Source organism: Salibaculum griseiflavum, assembly GCF_003129565.1.
Lineage (GTDB): Bacteria > Pseudomonadota > Alphaproteobacteria > Rhodobacterales > Rhodobacteraceae > Salibaculum > Salibaculum griseiflavum.
In genome coordinates this window covers 39,899-59,762 of record NZ_QETF01000006.1, presented here as the reverse complement: position 1 = coordinate 59,762, position 19,864 = coordinate 39,899, and the positions used below count along the sequence as shown (strand labels likewise).

General features: G+C 65.2%; 22 protein-coding genes and 1 riboswitch. Of the genes, 6 read left to right on the top strand and 16 right to left on the bottom strand.

Features of this window, described 5'->3' with window-relative positions; genetic code table 11:
- Positions 1 to 76 precede the first annotated feature (76 nt).
- Positions 77 to 535, bottom strand: a complete 459-nt coding sequence (locus tag DFK10_RS07340) for a GNAT family N-acetyltransferase (protein ID WP_109388160.1) — start codon at positions 533 to 535, stop codon at positions 77 to 79.
- Positions 535 to 1,713: an aminotransferase class V-fold PLP-dependent enzyme gene (locus tag DFK10_RS07335; RefSeq protein WP_109388158.1), complete on the bottom strand. Its 1,179-nt coding sequence runs from the start codon at positions 1,711 to 1,713 to the stop codon at positions 535 to 537. The genes DFK10_RS07340 and DFK10_RS07335 overlap by 1 nt, the downstream gene beginning before the upstream one ends.
- Positions 1,714 to 1,764: 51 nt before the next feature.
- A riboswitch (SAM riboswitch) is annotated at positions 1,765 to 1,841 on the bottom strand.
- Positions 1,842 to 1,959: 118 nt separating this feature from the next.
- Here DFK10_RS07335 and DFK10_RS07330 point away from each other — a divergent pair.
- Positions 1,960 to 2,829, top strand: a complete 870-nt coding sequence (locus DFK10_RS07330) for an alpha/beta fold hydrolase (protein WP_109388156.1) — start codon at positions 1,960 to 1,962, stop codon at positions 2,827 to 2,829.
- A 4-nt stretch (positions 2,830 to 2,833) separates the two neighbouring features.
- On the opposite strand, the gene DFK10_RS07325 is transcribed toward DFK10_RS07330, so the two are convergent.
- The 6 genes from DFK10_RS07325 to DFK10_RS07300 form a co-directional block, all read right to left on the bottom strand.
- Complete coding sequence (locus DFK10_RS07325) at positions 2,834 to 3,439, bottom strand: inner membrane-spanning protein YciB (RefSeq protein ID WP_109388154.1); 606 nt, start codon at positions 3,437 to 3,439, stop codon at positions 2,834 to 2,836.
- Between the two features lie 9 nt (positions 3,440 to 3,448).
- The gene (locus DFK10_RS07320) at positions 3,449 to 4,351 is read right to left on the bottom strand and encodes a DMT family transporter (protein ID WP_109388152.1); all 903 of its coding nucleotides are present in this window, start codon (positions 4,349 to 4,351) and stop codon (positions 3,449 to 3,451) included.
- Positions 4,348 to 5,256, bottom strand: a complete 909-nt coding sequence (locus DFK10_RS07315; protein ID WP_109388150.1) for a hypothetical protein — start codon at positions 5,254 to 5,256, stop codon at positions 4,348 to 4,350. Before DFK10_RS07315 ends, DFK10_RS07320 begins: the two co-directional genes overlap by 4 nt.
- Positions 5,253 to 6,203: a hypothetical protein gene (locus tag DFK10_RS07310; protein WP_109388148.1), complete on the bottom strand. Its 951-nt coding sequence runs from the start codon at positions 6,201 to 6,203 to the stop codon at positions 5,253 to 5,255. The genes DFK10_RS07315 and DFK10_RS07310 overlap by 4 nt, the downstream gene beginning before the upstream one ends.
- Positions 6,200 to 7,576: a signal recognition particle-docking protein FtsY gene (gene ftsY / locus DFK10_RS07305; protein ID WP_109388146.1), complete on the bottom strand. Its 1,377-nt coding sequence runs from the start codon at positions 7,574 to 7,576 to the stop codon at positions 6,200 to 6,202. Before ftsY ends, DFK10_RS07310 begins: the two co-directional genes overlap by 4 nt.
- Before the next feature lie 65 nt (positions 7,577 to 7,641).
- Positions 7,642 to 8,277, bottom strand: a complete 636-nt coding sequence (locus DFK10_RS07300) for a lysoplasmalogenase (RefSeq protein WP_235866791.1) — start codon at positions 8,275 to 8,277, stop codon at positions 7,642 to 7,644.
- Between the two features lie 96 nt (positions 8,278 to 8,373).
- On the opposite strand from DFK10_RS07300, the gene DFK10_RS07295 reads away from it, so the two are divergent.
- Together DFK10_RS07295 and DFK10_RS07290 are read left to right on the top strand one after the other, a co-directional pair.
- Positions 8,374 to 9,420 (top strand): alkane 1-monooxygenase, encoded by a 1,047-nt coding sequence (locus tag DFK10_RS07295; protein WP_235866790.1) that lies wholly within the window; start codon positions 8,374 to 8,376, stop codon positions 9,418 to 9,420.
- A gap of 5 nt (positions 9,421 to 9,425) precedes the next feature.
- The gene (locus DFK10_RS07290) at positions 9,426 to 9,809 is read left to right on the top strand and encodes a hypothetical protein (RefSeq protein ID WP_109388142.1); all 384 of its coding nucleotides are present in this window, start codon (positions 9,426 to 9,428) and stop codon (positions 9,807 to 9,809) included.
- Positions 9,810 to 9,820: 11 nt separating this feature from the next.
- On the opposite strand, the gene xseA is transcribed toward DFK10_RS07290, so the two are convergent.
- Positions 9,821 to 11,374 (bottom strand): exodeoxyribonuclease VII large subunit, encoded by a 1,554-nt coding sequence (xseA, locus tag DFK10_RS07285; protein WP_109388140.1) that lies wholly within the window; start codon positions 11,372 to 11,374, stop codon positions 9,821 to 9,823.
- A 63-nt stretch (positions 11,375 to 11,437) separates the two neighbouring features.
- Between xseA and purD the strand changes: the two genes are divergently transcribed.
- Complete coding sequence (purD, locus tag DFK10_RS07280; RefSeq protein ID WP_109388138.1) at positions 11,438 to 12,703, top strand: phosphoribosylamine--glycine ligase; 1,266 nt, start codon at positions 11,438 to 11,440, stop codon at positions 12,701 to 12,703.
- Between the two features lie 78 nt (positions 12,704 to 12,781).
- Here the strand turns inward: purD and DFK10_RS07275 are convergent, their stop codons facing one another.
- From DFK10_RS07275 to DFK10_RS07255, 7 genes are all read right to left on the bottom strand, one after another.
- Entirely contained in the window at positions 12,782 to 13,285 is a 504-nt protein-coding gene (locus DFK10_RS07275; protein WP_109388136.1) for a CarD family transcriptional regulator, read from the bottom strand.
- A 259-nt stretch (positions 13,286 to 13,544) separates the two neighbouring features.
- Positions 13,545 to 13,880, bottom strand: a complete 336-nt coding sequence (gene fdxA / locus DFK10_RS07270) for a ferredoxin FdxA (protein ID WP_109388134.1) — start codon at positions 13,878 to 13,880, stop codon at positions 13,545 to 13,547.
- A 61-nt stretch (positions 13,881 to 13,941) separates the two neighbouring features.
- A complete protein-coding gene (locus DFK10_RS07265) occupies positions 13,942 to 14,313 on the bottom strand; it encodes an RNA-binding S4 domain-containing protein (RefSeq protein WP_109388132.1) in 372 nt (123 codons plus the stop codon).
- On the bottom strand, positions 14,310 to 14,747 hold the full coding sequence (locus DFK10_RS16215) for a PIN domain-containing protein (RefSeq protein ID WP_146193241.1): 438 nt from the start codon (positions 14,745 to 14,747) through the stop codon (positions 14,310 to 14,312). The genes DFK10_RS07265 and DFK10_RS16215 overlap by 4 nt, the downstream gene beginning before the upstream one ends.
- A 34-nt stretch (positions 14,748 to 14,781) precedes the next feature.
- Entirely contained in the window at positions 14,782 to 15,084 is a 303-nt protein-coding gene (locus DFK10_RS16210; RefSeq protein WP_146193240.1) for a hypothetical protein, read from the bottom strand.
- A 27-nt stretch (positions 15,085 to 15,111) separates the two neighbouring features.
- Positions 15,112 to 17,943: a helicase-related protein gene (locus DFK10_RS07260; protein ID WP_109388130.1), complete on the bottom strand. Its 2,832-nt coding sequence runs from the start codon at positions 17,941 to 17,943 to the stop codon at positions 15,112 to 15,114.
- 27 nt (positions 17,944 to 17,970) lie between these two features.
- The gene (locus DFK10_RS07255) at positions 17,971 to 18,429 is read right to left on the bottom strand and encodes a tetratricopeptide repeat protein (RefSeq protein WP_235866789.1); all 459 of its coding nucleotides are present in this window, start codon (positions 18,427 to 18,429) and stop codon (positions 17,971 to 17,973) included.
- Positions 18,430 to 18,605: 176 nt separating this feature from the next.
- Here DFK10_RS07255 and DFK10_RS07250 point away from each other — a divergent pair, with 176 nt between their 5' ends.
- Both DFK10_RS07250 and DFK10_RS07245 read left to right on the top strand, forming a co-directional pair.
- Positions 18,606 to 18,896, top strand: coding sequence for an SCP2 sterol-binding domain-containing protein (locus DFK10_RS07250; RefSeq protein ID WP_109388126.1), 291 nt, complete (start codon positions 18,606 to 18,608; stop codon positions 18,894 to 18,896).
- A 6-nt stretch (positions 18,897 to 18,902) separates the two neighbouring features.
- Complete coding sequence (locus tag DFK10_RS07245; protein WP_109388124.1) at positions 18,903 to 19,847, top strand: alpha/beta fold hydrolase; 945 nt, start codon at positions 18,903 to 18,905, stop codon at positions 19,845 to 19,847.
- Positions 19,848 to 19,864 lie beyond the last annotated feature (17 nt).

The window sequence follows — 19,864 nt, the reverse complement described above, 5'->3', positions numbered from 1 at the left end:
TGCCCTCTCATTACGGGTTTGCGACATTTTCAGATCACGGAATCCTGCATCTTTCGTCCGAAAAAGTAAAACCGCGTCAGTTCAGACGCTTTTCCATCACCGTTCGGTCCAGAAGGACACCGCGCCGCATGACAGGATCAGGAGCCAAAACCTGCCAGCCATGACGGGTGAAGAACGGCTGCGCCATCAGGCTGGCGTGGGTGGTCAGGCGCGGCTGCCGGCGGGCGCGGGCCCGACCTTCGAGAACGGAATAAAGCCGGTCAGCGACGCCGGTGCCGCGATGGTCGGGCAAGACGAAAGCGAGGTCCAGATATCCGTCCGACCCCAGCGACATGAAGCCGATCAGCCCGTCCTGTTCGGCCACCAGGGTCTCCAACCCGGTCAGCCGCGCGGCGAAATCCTCGGCCGTCGGGCATTCCGGGGCCCAGGCGGCGCGGGCGGCCTCGTCGTAGGGGCTGTGCCCTTCGCGCACGGCGCGCCAGAACAGTTGGGCCAGCGTCCCGGCCTCATGGGCAAGGGCATCGCGGACCCACATCACACCGCCTCCAGCGCCGCCAGCAGGTCGGCAATCAGGTCATCAGGGTCTTCCAGCCCGACCGACAGGCGCACAAGCCCGTCGCTGATGCCCAGCGCATCTTTCTGGTCTTGCGGCAACCGCTGATGGGTCGTGGTCGCAGGATGGGTGGCGATGGACTTGGCATCGGCGAAATTGTTGGAAATCTTTACGATTTCCAGCGCGTTAAGAACGCTGAAACAAGCCGCCTTGCCACCCTTGACCTCGAAGGCGATCACCGTGCCCCCGGCCTCGGACTGGGACCGGGCAAGGTCGCATTGAGGATGCGCCCGATGCGTGGGATAGCGCAAGCGCGACAGGGCCGGATGGCCATCGAGCGCCTCGGCCACACGGGCCGCGCTTTCGGCCTGCGCCCGGACCCGCAGGTCCAGCGTTTCCAGCGCTTTCAGGTGGGTCCAGGCGGTGAACGGGTTCATGGCGCCGCCGGTGTGCTTCATGTAGGCCTCGATCGGGCCCCGGATCAACTCTCGGCTGCCGCAGACGACGCCGCCCAGCATCCGCCCCTGCCCGTCCACATGTTTCGTGGTGGAAACGATGGCGATATCCGCGCCACATTCCCGCGCATAGGAATAAATCGGGGTGGCCATGGCGTCATCGACCAGAACCAGCGCATCATTGGCATGGGCCACCTTGACCACGTGGCGCAGGTCGATCACCTCGAGCGTCGGGTTCGAGATGCTTTCGAGGAAGACCAGCCGCGTATCCGGGCGAATGGCAGCCTCCCAGGCGGCATTGTCCGTGCCATCGACCAGGGTGATTTCAACCCCGAACCTGGCAAGGATATCTTCAAGCACGTAAAGGCAGGAGCCGAAGAGCGCCCGCGACGACACGACATGGTCCCCGGCCTTCAGCAGTGCCGTCAGCGCGCCGCTGACCGCAGCCATGCCGCTGGTGCAGGCAAAGGCATCCTCATAGCCCAGCAAATCGGCAATCCGGTCCTCGAACATCCGCATGGTGGGGTTGCCGTAGCGGGCATAGATGAATTCGTCCTCACCCGCGGCCTCGAACCGGGCTTCGGCCGCCTCGGCGCTGTCATAGACGAAGCCCTGCGTCAGGAAGACCGCCTCGCTGACCTCGCCATACTGGCTGCGCCGCGTGCCCGCATGCACCGCCCGGGTGCGCCGCTTCCACTTGTCCATTCCGCCCTCCTTCAGGCATGAAAAAACCCCGACACCGGACAAGGTATCGGGGCGAACATCCCTTCGACCTTTTAGCGGAATGTTTAGAGTGGCCCGCAATCCGGTAACAAATCGCCACTGGCGTTTGGATAGGCCAAGGGTGGCCCCGCGTCAATCCCACACGGCCTGTCATCAAAACATCATGGGAGCGTCACGCAGGTGTAGCGGTCGGGCCGCATAGCACCCCCAAGATGTTGAGGAAAGGCGATGACACTTCTGCCGATCAACATGGGCGACCACCCCGATGACGCGACCCTGCGCGCGGCGATGGCGGACCTGCCCGCACGGGCCCCGGTGGTGATCATGCTGCACGGCTTCCGGTTCTCGCCCGACTGTCCTGACACCAGTCCCCACCGTCATATCCTAAGCCTTGAGCCGCGCCGCGACTGCTGGAAGGCGGTCAGTTGGCCGCGCCACCTCGGCCTCAGGGGGGATGCGGGGCTGGCCGTCGCATTTGGCTGGCCGGCACGCGGTCACATCTGGGATGCGCTGTCCCATGCCGAACTGGCCGCCGCCGACCTCGCCCAGCTTGTGATGGCGTTTCGGCGGCTGGACCCCGGGCGACGCGTGCACCTGATCGGTCATTCGCTGGGTGCGCGGGTTGCTATGCTGTCGCTGCGCCACCTCGCGGCGGGCAATGTCAGCCGCCTTATCCTGATTTCAGCCGCGCTATTCCGGCGCGAGACCCGCACCCTTCTGGCCCAACCCGCCGGAGCGCAGGCCGAGGTCATCAACATCACCGGGCGCGAGAACCTGCTGTTCGATACGCTTCTGAGGCTGGCCGCACCGCTGGGCGGGCCAACCGTCGCTGGCGGGCTCGACGCGGAAAACTGGCTGGACGTACGTCTGGATCGGGCCGCGGCACTCGATACGCTGGCGCGGCTGGGCCACCGCATCGCGCCACCCAAGGCCCCTGTCTGCCACTGGTCGGGCTACCTGCGCCCCGGCGTTTTCCGCTTCTACCAAGCGCTGCTCTTGCACCCGCATCGCACGCCCCTGCCGCTATTGCGCGCCCAGCTCGCCCCGAAGACGCGTCGGTCGGTCATGATCGAACCAAGGTTGAAGAGCCCCTCCTGAGGGGTCAGCCCTCTTCCTTGTCCTCGATCAGGTAGCGTTGCAGTCCGACGATCTGCATCCACAGGAACAGGAACAGCACGATGGGAAAGCCGAAGGTCTCGATCGTCACCCATGTGGTGTCTGACATGGTGCGCCAGATGATCTCGTTGGCCACGGCAAGCCCGACGAACAGCCCGCAGAGCCGCCGGGTCAGGATCATCCAGCCCTCGTGCTCCATGGGCAGGAATTCCCCCATGACGAATTCCAGGTAGCTGCGCCCGCGCAACAGGCCGATCCCCAAAAGCCCCGCGAAGGTGCCATAGACGATCGAGGTCTTCATCTTGAAGAACCGCTCGTCGTTGAACCAGGCGGTGAGCGCCCCGAAGAAGATCACCATGAAGGCGGTGAAAATCTGCATCCGGCTGAGCTTGCCCGTCAGGTGCCAGAGCACTGCCATGGCCACCAGCAGGATCGGCACGAAGGCCACCGTGGCGACGATGAAGCCGGAATACTCGGTCGCGCCATAGGTAAAGGTGTCGTCCTTGATCCGCAGGTAGAGCAGGAAAAAGGCCAGGGTCGGCCCTAGTTCCAGAAGCTGTTTCACCCAGGGTTTGATCTGTTTCTCTGCCATGAGCCTCTCTTACCCTCCGAATTCCACGATGACAGCCCCCAAAGCGATCATTCCCATCAGGATCAACCGGCGGGGGCCGACGGTTTCGCCCAGGATGAACCAGCCGATCAGCGCGGCCCAGACCGTCGAGGTTTCGCGCAGAACCGCCGCCTCGCCCACCTTGTCCAACCGCGTGGCCAGCATGACGCCGCCGAAGCTGATCCAAGCGATCACCGCCCCCGCAAAGCCGCGCCGCAAAAGCGATGCTACCCCGCCCGGCGCGCCGAGGCGGCGATAGCGGACCCAGGCCAGGATCGGGAAATCCAGCGCGGTGATGAAGAAGAACCAGGCCAGGAAGGTGAAGGGATCCGCCGATTGCCGGATGCCCCAGGCGTCGTAGACGGTATAAAGCGCCACGGTCAGCCCGCCGATCAGGGCCCAGACCAGCCCGCGCCGAACGCCCTCGGGATCCACGGCATCGGCGGCCATGTTGCGCAGCGCCAGAAGGGCCATTCCCCCCGAAAGGCAGGCCACGCCCAACCACTGAACCGCGGTAAAATGCTCCTGAAACAGCAGGCTGGCGGCGATCACCGTGACGAGCGGCCCGGTGCCGCGGATCATTGGATAGACCACCGTATAGGCCGCCCGTTCATAGGCCAGCGCCACGCTCAGCTTGTAGAAGAAGTGGATGCCCAGCGCCCCCGCCAGGATCGCGAAGGTCTGCGTCGTGGGCCAGGGCACGAGGAAAAGCGCAACCGGGGCGGAGATCACCACCAGCCAGCCGTCAATCGCCCCACGCATCATCCACGGATCGTGGCGGCCCTTCTGCAAGGCTCCGAAGCCGGCATGGGCGATGGCCGAAACCAGCGCCAGAATCGACGCCCAGAACGCCCCCTGCGGCGTTCCGGCGATGGAGAGAATCCAGTCGCTCACTCGGTCTGGTTCGGGTCGGGCGTCCAGATCACATCAACGTGGACCCCGTCCAACAGCGCCGTCGCGGGATCGGCGGTGTCGAGGGCGCGACCGAAAAGGAACAGCGCGCCGACCCCGGAAAACATCATCCCGCTATCCGAGCGCAGGCCCAGTTCGAGCGTGCCGCGCGGCGCGGGCAAGGCGTCGAGAAAGGCATCGAGGTTTGCCCGTGCGGCCGTGTCGAACAGGTGGCCGGGCAGCAGGTCGATCCCGTCGCGAACCATCCGCCGCACGGCCTGTGGGTCGCCCTCGATCTCGAGACTCGGAAGAACCCGGTTTTCCACCCAGCCATTGAGCGTCGCGCGGGCATTCAGGCGGCCAAGGGCCACGCTGCCCAAGCTGACCTGGGCCATCGCCGCGGAACTGAAATCGACGCGTTCAAAGACGGCGGTCAGGAACAGTTCGTCGCCCGCATCGGACCCGATCCGCAGGCTTTCGAGGATCAGTTGGCGGCTGTCCTGAACATGGCGCAGCGAAAGGGTCGCGTCCACCGGTGCCGGGCGCCGGGTGGCGCCGCGCGTCAGCGGATCGCCGGGTTCGGTCCGCCAATCCTCGATGCGGATTTCCAGTGCCTCGGGCGGGCGGCCCTCGACCATCAGCCGCGAAATACCCTCGGCCCGCCAATCCAGCGTGGCGAAGGGCGCGCCGCCAAGCATCGGGTCATCCCCGAACAGGCGGCACCAGCCATCGGCGGTGACGACGTGGCGCGCATTATCGGCGGCGTAGATGTCGGCCTGGTCCAGCCCGATGGCCGCCGCCCCGGCCGACAGCGCATCGCGACAGTCGCTGCGCGGCATCCTTTCATAAGCCTGTGCCGGGAAGGCCAGCACCAAACCGACAAGCCCGGCCAGCGCCGCCCTTATCATTCTGCGCCCCTCTGGGGCGACCAGTTCACGCCCAGCCGCAGCTGTTCGAGGTGACCGACAAGCACGTCCGACAGGGCGTCCTGCGGCGGCATGGCAAGCGCAGACGCCACAATCTTCCCGATGGGAAGCGGCTCTTGCGCCTGCATCTGGACCCGCAGGGTGCCGCGTGGGCGCGGCAGGCTGTCCAGCGCCGCCTCAAGCGCGGTCCTTGAGCGCGGCGGCAGCAGGCTCTCGTTCAGATCGGCCAGACGCGCCTTGGCCGAGGCGATCAGCCTTGCCACCTGCGCCTCGGGCGGCGGTCCCTCGGGGTCCAGAAACGCCTCTGCCAAGGGAACCGCAAGATAGCGTTCGGGGAAACCGTTCGCCGTCACCTCCAGGGTGACGGTCTCCAGCGCCACGCTCGCCGTGCTGCGCATCATCGCCTCGCGGTCGGAGAGGTCCACCCCCGACGCCCGCGCGTTGAGTTTCAGGGCGCCCAGGTCGCCGAAATCCAGGCTCAAGTCCTGCAGGGTCAGCGCTTTGGCAACCCCGTCCCATTGCAGACGGAGCGCTGCCGACCCTTCGAATTGCGGGCCTTGCAGGCGATAGGCGTAATTGCGCACCGCGTTGCCGATATCTGGCCAGGTCGCGACGCGGCCGACTTTCACCTCGATCGACCGTGGCGGCAGACCCTCTTCGATCAGCCGGGCCGGATCGCCCAGCCGCCAGCGCAGGTCGGTCAGCTGCACCTCCAGGGCGAAGGCCCCGGTCCAGCGCAGATCGGCAATGCCGCACCAGCCGTCATCGGTCGCGCGGGGGGCATCGTGGCGGATGACCTCATCCGACCAGGCGGCGGCATCAGACAGAAGTGTCCAGCTGGCCGCACAGGTGTCGGTGCTCATCCGGTCCTGCGCGGCGGCCGGGCCGGTCAGCCCAATGGCCAGAAATGCGGCGGCCAGGGCCCTCATCGGTCCAGCCCCGTCAGGGCGGCGGCGAACTCCTCGGGGTCGAAGGGCGCAAGGTCGTCGATCTGTTCCCCCACGCCGATGGCATGGATGGGCAAACCGAACTTGTCGGCCAGCGCAACCAGAACGCCGCCCTTCGCGGTGCCATCGAGCTTGGTCATGACAAGTCCCGACACATCCGCCAATTCCTGGAAGGTCTTGACCTGGCTGAGGGCGTTCTGCCCCGTGGTCGCATCCAGCACCAGCAGGGTGTTATGCGGCGCGTCCGGGTCCTTCTTGCGGATCACACGGACGATCTTGGCCAACTCCTCCATGAGGTCGGCGCGGTTTTGCAGGCGGCCAGCCGTGTCGATCATCAAGAGATCGGCGCCGTCCTTCTGGGCCTGCTCCATCGCGTCCCAGGCGAGGCTGGCGGGGTCCGATCCCTCGGGCGCGGTCAGCACGGGCACGCCCGCCCGCTCGCCCCAGACCTGCAATTGTTCGACAGCCGCCGCGCGGAAGGTATCGCCAGCGGCGATCACCACCGATTTGCCGGCGGCACGGAACTGGCTGGCCAACTTGCCGATGGTCGTGGTCTTGCCGGACCCGTTGACGCCCACGACCAGCACCACCTGCGGCTTGGACGGATAGAGCGGCATGGGCCGGGCCACCGGCTCCATGATGCGCGTGACTTCGGCGGCCAGCAATTCCTTGATTTCCTGCGTCGACAGCTTCTTGCCGAAACGGCCCTCGGCCATGTTCGCGGTAACGCGCAGGGCCGTATCCACGCCCATGTCGGCGGTGATCAGCAATTCCTCGAGCTGTTCGAGCATGTCGTCGTCCAACTCGCGCCGGATGACGGTTTTCTTGTCGCCGCGGCCCAGCAGGCGGCCGAGGAACCCCGGCTTGCCTGTTGGTTCCAGTGTTTCGGTGGCGGTCGCGACATCCATCGCCTGTGGCATCTCGGGCGGCGTGCTGTCGGGCAGTTCGACCGGGGCCGGCTCGGGCGTGGGGGCCGGTGCCTGCGGCACTTCCTGCGGCGGGGCGGGCGGTGCCGGCTCGGGATCGCGCACCGGCACCTCCTGAGGGGCCGGGTCGGGTTGGGGATCGGGCTGCGGTGCAGGTTGTGGATCGGGCACGGGAACCGGCTCGGGTTCCGGTTCCGGCACGGGCTCTGGCTCTGGTTCGGGCTCAGGCTCAGGCTCTGGCTGCGGCTCCGGTTCCGGCGCGGGCACAGGGTCCGGCTCCGGGGTTGGTGCAGGCTCCGGCTGCGGCTCAGGCTCTGCCGCTGCAACCTCTTCCGCAACCCCGCCATCCTCGACGATGGCGTCCAGCCCTTCCTCGATCTTGGAAGAGGATTTGAAAAGGCGGTCCTTGAGTTTCTTGAAAAAGGCCATCGGGCGCTCCACACGTCTTCGACCCACACTTAATCACATGTGCGCCAAAGGTTAAGGGCGCGTGATCAATTGATTGCACCATGGGTCAGCCCCCAGAGCAGCCCCGCCTGCGCCAGCCAGTATGTCGGCCAGACAAGGAATGGCAGAACGCGCCGTGCCGGATGGACCTGCGGCACAAGGAACAACTCGGTCGCCAGAAAGCTGTCGGAAACGACGAAAAGAAGTGCCGCCAGCGTGACGAGCCGCGACCAGGGTGCATCGCCAAGCGCGAGGGCCACGACCCCCATGGCCAGGATCACCGCGACATAGGCGAGAACCGGCCCGCGCAGCGCCCCCGCCCGGCGCCAAAGCAGCCACGCCATGAAAGCCCCGAACAGACCAAGCACGATCATGGCGGGCCAGCGTCCGGGCAAAGCGACCCCGTCGAGCATCAGCACGGTATAGGCCAGATGCGCGGCGCCAAAGGCCGCCATCCCCGCGAGGAACCAGCGTGCCCCGACACGGGACAGGCAGAAATCGCCCAACGCGCCAAGGGCCAGCGCGGTAGCCAGCATCGGCAAACCCTGCCCCGCTGCGGCCAGCGCGAGCACTGCGACCGACCCGGTCTTGATGGCGCTTCTGGGCCAGCTGGGGCCGCGCCAACAGTAAGCCCCCCAAAAGACGAGGGCCAGGCCGGCGCCGATCATGGTCAGGACCTGCACGGGTTTCTCCTCTGCCGGGTCTTATGTCTGGTTGATTGCCTTGCTAAAGTGTCGCCAGAACGCAGTTTGCAGGCAAGCCTTCCCATGCGGCATCCGATGATCCTCTTCGCCCTGGCAACGCTGGCTGCCCCGATCCTGCCGGGGCTGGGCGCTTTATGGGGCGGGGCCTGGATATATCTCGGGCTGGCCTGGATAACCCTCCTCGCGGCGGTGCTGGACGAGGCGGTGGCGCTGACGCTGCCCGCAGAAGAAGAGGCCGCCGAGTTTCCCCGCGCCGATGCCTTGTCCATCGCGCTGGTGGTCGCCCAGTTGGCGTTGCTGGCGCTGGTCGTGGCCATCCTGGGCCGGGGGGCGTTGTCCTGGGCCGAGACGCTGGCGCTGGCGCTCGGCACGGGCCTGTTCCTGGGGCAGGTCGGCAATTCCAACGCCCATGAACTGATCCACCGCTCGTCGCGGCTGCTGCACCGGGCCGGTGTTCTGGCCTACCTGTCGGTGCTCTACGGGCAACACGTCTCGGGCCACCTCTTGGTGCATCATGTCCATGTGGGCACAAAGGCCGACCCGAATTCCGCCCGCTGGGGCGAGGGGCTCTACCGGTTCCTGCTGCGGGCCTGGCCGGGCGAGCTGCGCCGCGCCTTCGCCGCCGAACGGGCCCGCAACCGGACCTCGGGCCGGCCGGCCTGGCGCAATCCCTTCGTGACCTATGCCCTCGGCGGGCTGGCCTTCTGCTTGGCCGCACACGCCCTTGGCGGCCCTGCCGGGTTGGCCTGGTTCCTCGGGCTGGCCATCTTTGCGCAACTGCAAATGCTGACTTCGGATTACGTGCAGCATTACGGGCTGCGCCGCAGCACCGGCCAAAGCGGCAAGCCCGAACCGGTGCGCTCCGCCCATTCCTGGAACGCGCCCCACTGGTTCAGCTCGGCTCTCATGCTGAACGCCCCGCGACATTCCGACCACCACGCCCACCCGACCCGGCCCTACCCGGCCCTGCGGCTGGACGAGGACATGCCCCGCCTTCCCTACTCCCTGCCAGTCATGGCCTGCATCGCCCTGTGGCCACGGCATTGGCGGCGGTTGATGGACCCGTTGGCCACGAGCTGGCAAAACCGGATGGACGAACGCCCCGACCATCTGCCAGACTGAGCCTCATGAGACGGATCGCAGCCGCCCTAGCCTTTCTGCCAATGTCCGCATTGGCCGAAACACCGATGACCGGCGACGAGTTCGACGCCTACATGACCGGCAAGACCCTGACCTTTTCCGCCAATGGCCTGCCCTACGGGATCGAGTATTACGCCCCTTCGCGCCGGGTGATCTGGTCCTTCATCGACGGCGATTGCGTGATGGGGGAATGGTATGAAGCCGATGGTGCGATCTGCTTTGTCTACGAGAACGACCCCGAGCCGAAATGCTGGGAAGTCTTTCGCGACCCCGGCGGCATCCGCGCCGAGTTCCTCGATGGCCCCGGCGCCTCGGTGATCTACGAGGTCGAGGAGAGTGAGCCGTTGATCTGCGACAACATGGGGGCCTGAGGCCGGCCCGGTTAGAACAGGCTGCCCTGATCCGGCGGCGGGGTCTTGGGCTTGGCCTTCTTCGGCCTTGGCGCATCGCCCTTGCCCACAGCCAGCTTCCCATCGGCGAATTCCAGTTCCAGCGACCCGGCCTTGCCCGCCGCTTTGGCGGTCATAACCACGTCGCCATCACCCCGCACCACGGCATATCCGCGCTTGAGCGTTTCGGTATAGCCCAGCGTCCGGCGCAGACTGTCCAGCGCCTCGAGCCGGGCCTGCCGCCGGTCCTGCGCCGTGCGCGCGACCAGCCGCAGCCGGTCCAGCCGCGCCCGCACATCGTCACGCCCCTTTGAAATCGCCCGTTCGATCTGGACCGGACTCAACCGTCCGGCCTGATGAGCAAAGGCCGTGCGCTTGTCCCGCGCGGCGCGGGCCAGCGCCGGCGCCAGCCGCGCAGACCACCCGGTCTGCCGCTCGCGGGCGCGGTCCAGCCGCCCCTGCAACAGACCCGGCCGCAGGCTGCCCGCCGCCCGGCTGAGGCGCAGTTCCCCGGCGCTGACACGCCCCTTCAGGGCCAGGTCCAGCCGTTCCGACCAGTAATCGAACCGCTGCCGGGCATCTTCGACCAGCATGTCGGGCCTGGGCAGAAGCCGCGCCAGGTCACTGACGCGTTGCTTGCGCCCCCGCACGCCTTCGGTCACCGCCCGGGACAGGCGGCTGTCCAGTTGGTCAACGTCGTTGATCAGTTCAAGCCGCACGGGCACCGCGATTTCCGCTGCCGCCGAGGGCGTGGGCGCGCGTCTGTCCGCCACGAAGTCAATCAGCGTCGTGTCGGTTTCGTGCCCCACCGCCGAGATCAGCGGGATCATGCTGGCCGCGGCCGCGCGCGCCACCTCTTCCTCGTTGAAGCCCCACAGATCCTCGATCGACCCGCCACCCCGCGCCACGATCAGCAGGTCGGGCCGGGGCAACGCGCCGCCCGGCGTCATCGCGTTGAAGCCCGCGATGGCCCGCGCCACCTGCGGCGCGCAGTCCTTGCCCTGCACCGCGACGGGCCAGACCAGCACCTTGCGCGGGAACCGGTCACGCAGCCGGTGCAGGATGTCGCGGATCACCGCGCCCTGCGCCGAGGTCACGACGCCGATCACGTCCGGCAGGAAAGGCAGCGCCTGCTTGCGTTCGGGCGCAAAAAGCCCCTCGGCCTGCAACGCCTTCTTGCGCTTTTCCAGCATCGCCATCAGCGCGCCGACCCCCGCCACGGCCACCTCGACCGCGTTCAGCTGGTATTTCGACTGGCTGCCGAAGGTGGTCATCCGACCATGGGCCACGACCTCCATGCCTTCCTCGGGGATTACGCTCAGCCCCGGGATCTGGCCTTTCCAAGTGGTGCAGGCCAGCACGTTGCGGTCATCCTTGAGGTCGAAATAGAGGTGCCCCGATCGTGCCCGGACGACCCGGCCCACCTCGCCCTTGACCCGGACATGACCGAATTCTCCCTCGATGGCGCGCTTGACCGCCCCCGACAGCTCGCTGACGGTGAATTCCGGCGTGTTGCCCGCCTTTTCCGGCTCGTCGATGAGGTCCATGGGCTGCCCTTGTGCTGTGTTTCCTGCGACCATAAAAGGCCGCAAGCGAAAGGAAAAGCGACCATGAACATCCTGATCCTCGGAAGCGGTGGACGTGAACATGCCCTGGCCTGGGCCGTCCTTCAGAACCCCAAATGCGACCGGCTGATCGTGGCCCCCGGCAATGCCGGCATCGCCCAGATTGCCGAATGCCCCTCGCTCGATATTCTCGACGGCGATGCGGTGGCGGGGTTCTGCGCCGAAAACGCGGTGGATCTGGTCATCATCGGCCCCGAGGCGCCCCTGGCGGCCGGGGTTGCCGACACGCTGCGCGCCGCCGGGATTGCGGCTTTCGGACCTTCGGCTGCCGCCGCACGCCTGGAAGCGTCGAAATCTTTCACAAAAGAGATCTGCGACGCGTGCAACGCGCCCACGGCCGGTTATGCCCATTTCACCGATGCCGAGGCCGCCAAGGTCCATATCCGCGCCGAGGGGGCACCCATCGTGGTCAAGGCGGACGGGCTGGCCGCGGGCAAGGGCGTGATCGTCGCCATGAATGAAGCCACGGCACTGGCCGCAATCGACGACATGTTCTCTGGGGAATTCGGCGCCGCCGGGGCCGAGGTCGTGATCGAGGAGTTCATGACCGGCGAAGAGGCCTCGTTCTTCGTCCTGTGTGATGGGGAAACCGCACTGCCCGTGGGCACCGCCCAGGATCACAAACGCGCCTTCGACGGCGACGAGGGCCCCAATACAGGCGGCATGGGCGCCTATTCCCCGGCCCCCGTGCTGACAGACGCGATCGCGCAGAAGACGATGGACGAGATCGTGAACCCCACGATTGTGGAAATGGCGCGGCGCGGCACCCCTTATCAGGGCGTGCTATATGTGGGCCTGATGATCGAGAACGGCCAACCGCGCCTGGTGGAATACAATGTCCGTTTCGGCGACCCGGAATGCCAAGTCCTGATGATGCGGCTTGGCGCCCAGGCGCTGGACCTGATGCAAGCCTGCGCCGAGGGCCGCCTGGACGAAATGCAGGTGAATTGGGCCAATGATCATGCCATGACCGTGGTGATGGCCGCCAAAGGCTATCCCGGCCCATACGAAAAAGGCAGCGTGATCAATGGGCTGGACGATCTGCCCGAGGACAGCGCACACATGGTCTTTCACGCGGGCACGACGGAACGCGATGGCCGGATCACCGCCAGCGGCGGCCGGGTCCTGAACGTTACAGCCCGCGGCGCGACCCTGGCCGAGGCCCGCGACCGCGCCTATGCCATGATCGACCGGATCGATTGGCCCGAGGGGTTCAATCGATCCGATATCGGCTGGCGGGCGCTGACCTGACGGCCCACCCCACCAAGAAATGAGAAAGCCCCGTTCGGCGGAACGCGGCTTTCACGATTGTTTTCCGGCTGGCCGTAATCAGGCGGCGCGGCTGATCAGAACCTCGTCGATTTCCTTGGCCGCGTCGGTCTCGTCACCATTGTTCACGGCAGCGATCTCGCGGGTCAGGCGTTCCAGCGCAGCCTCGTAGAGCTGACGTTCGGAATAGCTCTGCTCGCGCTGGTCATCGGCGCGGTGCAGGTCGCGCACGACCTCGGCGATGGCAATCAGATCGCCGGAGTTGATCTTCTGTTCATATTCCTGCGCCCGGCGGGACCACATGGCCTTCTTGACCTTGGCCTTGCCCTTGAGCGTTTTCATCGCGTCGGCCACCACGTCCGGGCTGGACAGGGACCGCATGCCGACCTCGTCGGCCTTGTTGGTGGGCACGCGAAGGGTCATCTTGTCTTTCTCGAAGGAAATCACGAACAGCTCCAGTTCGAAGCCTGCGACCTCCTGCTTTTCAATCGACACGATCTTGCCCACTCCATGGGCTGGGTACACCACGAATTGGTTTGGTTTGTATTGCGCTTTCTTGCTCATGGCATCCTTCCAAAGCGCCACCGGACCCGCTTTGCGCGGGCAAGGTGGCTGAACACAGGCGACAGAAAACCCGCCGAAACCCGGAAGGTTCCGTCGGGCAATCAGTCATATCTCGGGTCAACACTTCTGCAGCATCAACAATTTTATAACACAAAAAACACATTCACGGAAGCGCCGCAGCGCAGCACACATCACCGCCCCTTTTTTCAAAGGCAAAGGCGGCGTTTCGCAGGCGTCAAACGGCGGCGCGAATCAGCGCCTAGCCGCCTTCGCCGGGCTTTTCCGAGAACAGGTCGATCTTGCCCGGCTTTCCGTCCATCTCCTCGGCGTCCGGCAGAGGATCTTTCTTGGTGATGATGACCGGCCACATCTCGGAATACTTGCGGTTGAACTCGACCCATTTTTCCATGTCCGGCTCGGTATCGGGCCGGATCGCGTCGGCGGGGCATTCAGGCTCGCAGACACCGCAATCGATGCATTCATCGGGGTGGATCACAAGCATGTTCTCACCCTCGTAGAAGCAATCCACGGGGCAGACCTCGACGCAATCGGTGTATTTGCAGGCGATGCAGTTGTCGTTGACGATATAGGTCATGGGTCGGTCCGAAACTTGTCCTGAGCCCTAGCTAGTCCACCGGCGAGCCATCCGCAAGCGGTCAGGACCCGATGTCGCGCAGGAAAGCCGCGCGGTTCTCGCGGTCGCGTCGCGAGGGGCGCCCCTTCCCGTCAAAGCGCGGCGTTTTGGGAGATTTTTCTTCCGCCGGAGTCAGATCCTCGTAGAGGCCCTGCGCCTCGGGGGCCGGGCCCCTTCGCTCGCCCAGCGCCACGATCCTGACCACCCTGACCCGGTCGGCCTGGGGAAAGGTCAGAACGATGCCCGGCCCGACGGCGCGGGCCGGCTTGGAGACAGGGGTGCCGTCCACCCGAACCTTTCCCGACTGGACCACCCTGGCGGCCAGGCTGCGTGTCTTGAAAAACCGCGCTTGCCAAAGCCACTTGTCCAAACGGATCGTATTCGCGGGACTCAACGTTCAGGTGTCCTCCAATGCATGATGTTCACACAATCCACATCAAAACTACAAAGCCTTCCATGTAATTCGTAGTCTTGGGTGAAGACGCGGACGCGTTGTTCCAACAGTCTTGGTGTGCAAGCGATTATTGAGGCATCGGTTAGTCCGACACTGGGGTATTCGGGACGTGCAACCACTTCCTCACTAGGATGAAATATTTCCTCGACCTTGGAGATATATGCAGAAAGTGCCTCTGCGGCATGAGGAACGGCAACTTGTTTGCCCGAACCAAGATGATTGGACGCTTCTGACAGAACGTTGGGAAGAGAGACATGTGCACTAGCGCTGTCCAACTCCAACTTGAGACGTTGGAACATTTGCAGGTTGTGTTGCTTAGTCTTTCCTGTTCCGATCAAATCTGGTCGTAAAGCGCCCGCCAAGAAGAGGACCAATGGGCCACTATCCAACAAAACACGATACAATGAATTAGCTCATACGCAGAAATTCGCCTTCTTCACCCAAATGAAAGTGGCGTACTTCTCGAACTGTTTTCGTCGTTTTCTGACCAAATCCGCTAAGGGCCGCCATAGCCCCAGTCGAGGACGGTTCGCTGATCTCCTGACGTTTACCATCGAACCCAATGGAAACCAGCCATCCTTCATCAGTAGGTTCCAGCTGTTCTAGCAAGACGTTTGAAAGATTGGTGTCTCTTTGCACGAAACGCGCAAATAAGGCAAAAGCACGCTCGATCGCTTCATCAGCAGTTAATTTTGCTTTAGAGTCGGTCAAAATGAGCTCCTTTGAATTGGCTCCAAACTATTTCCCTGACTTGAGCCCCGCAAGCGCCTGCGCAAAGGGGTTGTCCGGGTCGATCTGCTTTTCCTTGCGGGGCGGCTTGGCCTCGAAGCGCTGGCCCTTGCCGCCGCCCTTGCCGCCCTGCGGCTTGCCACGCTTGCCCTTTGGGCCGCCCGCCTTGCCTTGCGGCTTGCGGTTCTGCTGGTTGCCCCGGCGGCCCCCGCCCCATGTGAAGGTGTAATAGACCTCGACCTCGGGTTCGGCGACACCCGCATCGGGCGCCTCGCCCACCGGCGTTTCTCCCTCGGATGCAGCCGGGATATCGGGCGCCACCTCGGCGGTCTCGGGGGCGGTTTCGGCCACGGGGGCGACGCCCTCATCGGGGATTTCCTCGGCCTTGTCCGCCGCGGTTTCAGCGGGCAGGTCCGCCTTGGCCACAACATCCGGCGCTTCGGCCACGGCCTGATCGACCGGCTTGACCTTTTCGCGTTCACCGCGCTCCGCCTTGTAGCCGAGGCCCTGCATCAGCCCGGCGAATTGTTCCAGCGTCATGCCCGTGATCGACAGCATATCGGCGGTTGCCTCGAAGCCGCCGCGCGTATCCTGATCTCGCAGCATATCGGCAAGGCGTTCCAGCATGTCGATCCGGATCGCCCGTTCGCCCGCGGCGCGGTAGCCGGACATCGCATAGGTGCCCGGTGCCGCGCCTTCGACCGTGGGAACGGTCACAAGCCCCGGCGGCGGGGATTCGGGGAAGGTGTCGAGCCCCTTGGCCAGAGACCACAGCACCAGCCGCAGCCGCGTCGGCGCCGGCTTCAACAACAGCGGCATGAAGATGGTGAACTGACCGAAGCGAACGCCGTGCTTGCGCAAGGCGCCACGCGCCTCCTGGTCCAGCGCCTTCACGTCCTGTGCAACCTCGCCACGCGGGATCACGCCAAAGCCTTCGACCATGCGGAAGGCAAAGCCCTTTGCCAGCCCGGTCAGCGTCTCGTCCTTCTGCATCGCCAGCATCGGCTCGAAGAGGGCGGCGATCTTGCGGTCGATGAAATGCTGCAAGCGGCGCTGGACCTTCTGGGCCACGTCCGGCCCGGCCTCGTCATCCACGAAGGCCTCGACGCGCGGCTTGAGCGGCTCCTCGCCGGCCACCAGCTTGCCCACGGCCTGCTCGCCCCACATCAGTCCGCCCTGCTCGGTGAAATCAAGCTCGGTATCGGGCGCATTGTAGAACCGGTCGGCGCGCAGGCTGAATTGCGGCTGAAGCGCCTGCAGCGACGCCTGCCGGAGGGTCTTGGCCTCGTCGGGACTGGCGCTCTGGTCCTGGCGGAACCGGAAGCCTTCCAGTTTGCCCACAAACTGCCCCTCGACAGTCACTTCACCCTGTTCGTTCACGTCGGCCACAAGGCCCTCCTTCTGCTTGAGCCGGCGAAGCAAGACAGATGTCCGCCGGTCCACAAATCTTTGGGTCAGCGCATCGTGCAACGCGTCTGACAGGCGATCTTCTACAGCGCGCGTCGCGTCGCGCCAATGAGATTCGTCGGCAACCCAGCCCTTGCGCTGCGCCACGTAGGTCCATGTGCGGATATATGCCAAGCGCTTCGACAACGTGTCGATATCGCCGGTCGTGCGGTCGATTCGCTTGACCTGGCGCGCCATCCAGTCGTCGGGCACCCGGCCACTTTCGTGCAGGAAGCCGTAGATCTGGGTCAGCATCTGGGCATGCTCGGCATGGCTGATCCCCCGGAAGTCGGGGATGCGGCAGACATCCCACAGCAACCGGACGGACTGGCCATCGCTGGCCCGCGCCTGCACTTCTGCATCCTGGGCCAGCGACTTCAGCGCCAGCAGGTCGTCGCTGTCGCGCACGCGGGTCAGCCACTCGTCCTCGGTGCGTTGTTCCAGCGACCGGATCAGCCGATCGGGCGAGCCGAAATCCAGCCGCGCGTTGCGCCATTGCAGTTTCTTGACGGGCCGGAACTGGTGGTTGGTGATCGCGTCGACAACCGGTTCGTCGATCTCGGGCGCCTCTCCGGTCACGCCGAACGTGCCGTGGTTCATGTGCCGCCCGGCCCGGCCCGCGATCTGGGCCAACTCGTCGGGTTGCAGGTGGCGCATGCGGCGTCCATCGAATTTCGTCAGCGACGAGAACGCCACATGGTCGATATCGAGGTTCAACCCCATCCCGATCGCATCCGTGGCGACAAGGTAGTCCACGTCGCCGTTCTGATACATCGCCACCTGGGCGTTGCGGGTGCGCGGGCTGAGCGCCCCCATCACCACCGCCGCCCCGCCCTTCTGGCGGCGCAGCAGCTCGGCAATCGCATAGACATTATCGACCGAGAACCCCACGATGGCCGACCGTCCGGGCATCCGGCTTATCTTTTTCGAACCTGAATAGGTCAGCTCGGAGAACCGTTCCCGTTTCATGAATTGCGCCCGCGGCACCATCGCGGCGATGGCCCCGCGCATGGTCTCCGAACCCATGAAAAGCGTTTCGTTCAGCCCGCGTGCCCGCAGCAGGCGGTCGGTAAAGACATGGCCACGTTCGGGGTCGTTGCACAGCTGGATCTCGTCCACCGCCAGGAAATCGCAGCCCATCCCCTCGGGCATGGCCTCGACCGTGCAGACCCAGTATTGCGCCCGGTCCGGCACGATGCGCTCCTCGCCGGTGATCAGCGCCACGACCGACGGGCCGCGCACCGCGACGATGCGGTCATAAACCTCGCGCGCCAGAAGGCGCAGCGGCAGGCCGATGATGCCGGTCCGGTGCGCCAGCATCCGTTCGATGGCGTAATGGGTCTTGCCGGTATTGGTCGGGCCAAGGACCGCCGTGATCCGGGCAGGCTCGGGCATGAATTGGCCCCCTTGAATGGGACGGGTCTAGATCGAGGATCCGTCCAATTGCATTTCCAGCTGTTCGATCGCTGGCGCCAGGTCCGGCGAATTGGGACTTATCTGTTCGATCCGCCGATAAACCTCAAGCGCCTGTCTCGGACGTTCCAACTCCTGAAGGATGACCGCAAAGCCGGTCAGCGCCCCGAAATGGCGCGGGTTGAGAACCAAGGCTTGCCGCAGATCGTCCAGGGCGGGGCCGTAGAGCTCCAGCGCGAAATGGGCACTGGCGCGCGCGTGATAGGCCTCTGCGAAATCCGGCGCATGGTCGATAAGCGCGGTCAGGTGTTCAGCCGCGACCTGCGGCTCGCCAGCCTCCAGCGCCTCTTCGCCCCGGCGCAGCAACAGGTCCATCGCGGGCGAGCCGCTTTTCGACCATTCAGAACGAATCTGCCCTTCGAGCCGGGCGGCCTGCTGCGTATCCGCCCCCTTCAACTCATCGAACAAGCGGTCGAGCCGATCGCTTTGCGCCGCGCAAGGTGTGGAAAACCCGACTGCGAGAGCAAATGCCGCAACGATATGTTTGAAGCTGTTTCTGTCCGTGGCCATATTCTCAATGTAACCCAGAGTGCGCCCGATACCAGAGGCGGGTGATCACAAACGAGCAAAAGGACCCGACAGACATGAGCGACGTAATCTCCGAAGCCGTCACCGCGCTGAATGCCAAGATGGACGGCGCCGATTTCGACGGCACCGCCAAATTCGTCATCGAGGACGAAGGGGCCGTGATGATCGATTCGGACGGTGCCCGCGCCGCCGATGACGAGGCCGACGTGACCCTGACCGCCAGCGCCGAGACCTTCAAGGCGATTTTGGAAGGCGACGAGAACCCGACCGCCGCCTTCATGACCGGCAAGCTGTCCGTGGATGGCGATATGGGCATGGCCATGAAGCTGGCGGGTGTGCTGGGCTAAACAGGGATGGAGCAGGCCCCGTATAATGGGCGCACGGCGCGCAACGAAAGCGGTATCGCCCACTGGGTGATGACGCCGGACGGCGTGCGCCTGCGCATCGGCCATTGGCCCGTCGACGGTGCACGGGGGACGGTGATCATGTTCCCCGGCCGCACGGAATACGTGGAAAAATACGGGCCTGCCGCCGCCGATTTCGCCACGCGTGGCTATGCCTCTCTTGCGATCGACTGGCGCGGTCAGGGGTTGGCAGACCGGCTGCACAAGAACCCGGCCGTCGGCCATGTCGGCAGGTTCAGCGACTACCAGATCGATGCCCGTGCCGCCGTGGCCCATGCCCGGACGCTTGGCTTGCCGGAACCCTTTCACCTGCTGGCCCATTCCATGGGCGGGGCGATCGGCCTCAGGGCGCTTTACGAAGACTACCCCGTTGAAACCGCGGCTTTTTCCGCCCCGATGTGGGGGATTTCCATCGCTCCCTACCTGCGGCCGCTGGCCTGGGGACTGAGCACCGTCAGCCGCCCCTTGGGGTTTTCGCATGTCTTCGCGCCGGGCCAGCAGGCCGAAACCTACGTGCTGCGCGAAGGCTTCGAGACGAACACCCTGACCAACGACCCGGAGATGTTCGCCCTCCTCAAGGAACAGATCGAGGCCGAGCCGGGCCTCGCCCTTGGCGGTCCGTCCCTGCACTGGCTGAACGAAGCCCTGCGCGAAGCCCGCAACCTGGCGCAGCGGCCATCGCCTGCCGTGCCTTGCCTGTGCTTTCTCGGATCGCAAGAGGAGATCGTCGATCCAGCCCGAATCCGCGAGCGCATGGCCAGCTGGCCGGGGGGAGAACTGGTAGAGCTTGAGGGCGGCAAGCACGAGGTGATCCTCGAGGTGCCCGAAATCCGCGCGGCCCTGTTCGATCGTTGCGTCGAGATGTTCGACGATCCCCGGCGCCTGGCCGCCTGACCCGCTCGACCACTCCC